This is a genomic window from Hydrotalea sp. AMD, from assembly GCF_004100315.1.
GTDB classification, from domain to species: domain Bacteria; phylum Bacteroidota; class Bacteroidia; order Chitinophagales; family Chitinophagaceae; genus Hydrotalea; species Hydrotalea flava.
Genome location: NZ_SCKY01000063.1, coordinates 1 through 3,637 on the forward strand (window position 1 = coordinate 1; position 3,637 = coordinate 3,637).

3 protein-coding genes are annotated in these 3,637 nt (G+C 27.9%); all 3 read right to left on the minus strand.

What is annotated here, in order from left to right:
* On the minus strand, nucleotides 1-2,029 hold a 2,029-nt coding region (locus EO766_RS17840), incomplete at its 3' end, for a peptidase domain-containing ABC transporter (RefSeq protein WP_287101737.1).
* A 6-nt stretch (nucleotides 2,030-2,035) separates the two neighbouring features.
* Entirely contained in the window at nucleotides 2,036-2,548 is a 513-nt protein-coding gene (locus tag EO766_RS17845; protein WP_143439162.1) for a hypothetical protein, read from the minus strand.
* Between the two features lie 142 nt (nucleotides 2,549-2,690).
* On the minus strand, nucleotides 2,691-3,623 hold the full coding sequence (locus tag EO766_RS17850; protein ID WP_143439673.1) for a DUF6734 family protein: 933 nt from the start codon (nucleotides 3,621-3,623) through the stop codon (nucleotides 2,691-2,693).
* Nucleotides 3,624-3,637: the final 14 nt, after the last annotated feature.

The window sequence follows — 3,637 nt, forward strand, 5'->3', positions numbered from 1 at the left end:
TTTGCAGGTTTTCTAAAATTTCTTTTTCGTTATTGGCATCTAAGGCATTAGTCGCTTCATCAAAAAAAATAATTTTTGGATCTTTATATATAACACGGGCTATAGCAATTCTTTGTCTTTGTCCTCCACTAATATTAGTACCTTCTGCCCCTAATTTCGTATAAAATCCTAATGGAAGAGATTCTATAAAAGAGAGAATATTGGCCGATTTACAGGCTTGCGTTAATTGATTGAATTGTATATTTTCATCGGTGATAGTTATGTTTTTTCTGATAGTATCATTAAATAAAAAATTTTCTTGCATTACTGCACCACAATTCCTCCTCCATAATTTAGCACTAATATTTTTAAAATTCATATCCCCCAGATATATATCCCCATTATAATTCTCATAAAATTTAAGTAATAATTTTATTAAGGTGGTTTTTCCGCTGCCACTCATTCCCACAATAGCTGTAATTTTTCCTTTTGGAATGGTTTGTGAAATGTTTTTCAATACAGGTTCGTTCCCAGCTCCTGGATAAGTGAAGGATAAATTTTTTAAAATTATATCATGATTTACAGGTAAGTAATTAATATAATTTTTTTGTGTAGGTTCTTCATCTTCCAATTGATGGATATCATTCAATCTTTCTAGTGAAATTTTAGCATCCTGAGCCTGTTGTGTAAATCCTATTAATTGTTCAACAGGACTGTTTAGCTGGCCAAGAATATATTGTATTGCCAACATAGCACCCAATGTTAAATTGCCTTCAATAACTAATTTTGCAACTAAAAATGTTATAATGATGTTTTTACCCTGATTAATTAAAAATGCACCTATTTGCTGTGTTTGGTTTAGCGATAGTGATTTAAAATTAATTTTAAATAAACCCGCTTGTAAACCTTCCCATGCCCATCTAAAATTATGTTCTGCATTGTTAAGTTTTATTTCCTGCATACCATATACCAATTGCATAGTTGCATTGTTTTCTTTAGCTGCAATAGCAAACCTTTTGTAATCTAATGATCTTCTAATTTTTAAGAAAAGCTTGATCCATAGCAAATACAATACACTACTCAAACCAAACACCACAAATACACTTGTATTGTATGTGAGTAAAACAATTGAAAATATAAATAAATTAATAATACTAAAAAGCGTATTTAATGCACTTCCTGTTAAAAAACTTTCAATTCTATGATGGTCATTAATTCTTTGTAAAATATCGCCCGGATGTTTGCTGTCAAAAAATGACATTGGTAATTTCAATAATTTAGCCCAATAGGCAGAAAGTAAAATTACATTTATATTTGTACTAATGTATAATAAAATTTTATTTCTAATAAATTCAACAATTGTTTGTGAAAAGAGCAACATAAGTTGTGCACCTAAAACAATTTGAATAAAATTAAGATTTCTTGTATTGATGCCTGTATCTACAATGCTTTGGGTTAAGTATGGGAATATCAGTTGTATCAAACTTCCCATGAATAACCCAATGAATAACTGAATGAACGATGCTTGATGTTTTTTTGTATATTGTAAAAGTGTGTACCAACTAATTATTTTCTCTTTTGATTTTTCATTTTCATTTTCTGATATATTATCCCATTGCTCTGTAGGTGTTAAAATGAGTGCAATTCCTTTTTCATTACTTGCTTCATTTGTAGACAACCAGGCATTTAAAAACTCTTCTTTCTTTAAACTAATAATACCTTTAGCCGGGTCAGCAATATATATTTTATTTTTTTTTGGTTTTGGTATTAACACCACAAAATGGACCTGCTCCCAATACAATATTGCCGGTAAGGTAATGTCTTCCATTATTTGTTGAAAGCTTAATTTTGCACCAACGGCTCTGAATCCGATAGATTCTGCTGCCTCTGCTAAGCCCAATAAAGAAGCGCCCTCTTTGCCATATTGTGTTTTCTTTCTAAAGTAATCTAAGCTGATGTTTTTTCCGTAATATTTTGCAATCATTCTAAGGCAGGTAGGCCCACAATCCATAGCATCTAATTGTTTGTAAAATGGAAAACTTTTTTTCATATTCGGTTAAAATGGCCTAATTGCCTTTTTTATAATCAGCTGTTTGATGTTTGTTATAATTAGTTCTTCGTATAATTTATAATATTCATTTACTACTTGTTCATTAAAGTATTTCATACATTTATAAAGAATATAATTAATTGATTTTTTTGTTTTCAATAATTTATAAATCCTGTATTCAATTTCATCTATATCATATAATGAAATGATATTATTATCTATTTCTTGAACTACAAGATTTAAAAACTTTCCACTTTTAAGTTTAATATTTTCATAATAACTGATTCCAAATCGTACCTGTGCATTATAAATTTCTGCCCAGTTAAATTTATTTTTAAAAATAAAACTTGAATTTGTAGTAATTAATTGTTTACAATAAAAATTATCATAATCTGAAAATAATGTACAATACCATTTTTGAGCATTTAAATCACGTATATACAAATCCTTTACAGAACAGTTAGATTTATTAAGTCTATTAAGAATATAATTTGAGAAATATTCAAAATCGTTTTTCATAATAATGGATTTTCCGACTTTGCTTTTGATCGTTTCTGAAATATAATTTTTTAGAAACTTGAAGCAGGAGATTTGATCGATTGTATAAATTGGGTGTATTAAATAATCTGTATTTTGAGTGCTACATGAGTAATTAATGTTTTTACTTTTTAAAAAAAAAATTTTTCGTTTCATGCAATAATTTTGAATAAGGGTGGTTTAAATGATTGTCATGAAAATATCTTATTATCTTACAAAAATAGTCAGGGTATAACTCCTGTAATTTCAAAGTCATAGATAAACAGGTTTTTTCATCTCGTTTGAAATGTCCTAATAGATGTATATAATTTTGATGGCAAGGAACTTCATGAATATTCCCAATTTTTTGATATTCATTATCGTTTATCTTTTCATTAAATAAGTATGAAATTTTTTTGTTTTTTTCTTTCGCCATTGTTAGAAATAAATGTTGCTCAAAGAAAACATTAAATCGTTCTGTATTTATTTTGTTTAAGTGCATTATGTTTCTTTTAACGTATTCAAAAGCCGTTTTTGAAAATTGATGAATAAATTCAACATCTTTGCCGCCAATAATGCCGGCATTTATTGCTCTTATAGGAATTTTTTTATTGAAGTCATTTTCTACTGATATTGGGAAATAGCTGAAATGTTTTATTAAATCATTTTGTGTAGATGTATAATATTCAGTTGCTTCTTCTATGTTTTGTGCCATCAAATTTTTGTTGAGAAAAGAATCACTGAAAGGTTTAAAAATAATCACATCTCCATCTAAATGTAAAAATGGACCCTTTTGTAATAAATAGGTATATATTTTGGGTAATGCCCATAAATCATGATGGCACATAATAAAATCATCATGCGATGTGTAAATATTTTTATAGGGTAGTTGCAGTATATCATTAAAAAACTTTGCTGAACTTGTGTTTGTATGGAGTAATATATTATCATAATATTTATGCAATTGTAAACAGCTTAATGTCCAACTAATTACATTATAAAAGGGTAATTTCCACCCCATAGATGTTTTTGTGATATTGTTGGAAGGGTCTAAATAAAAGGTTTGTATCATTTTCATTGATTCATTTTTTT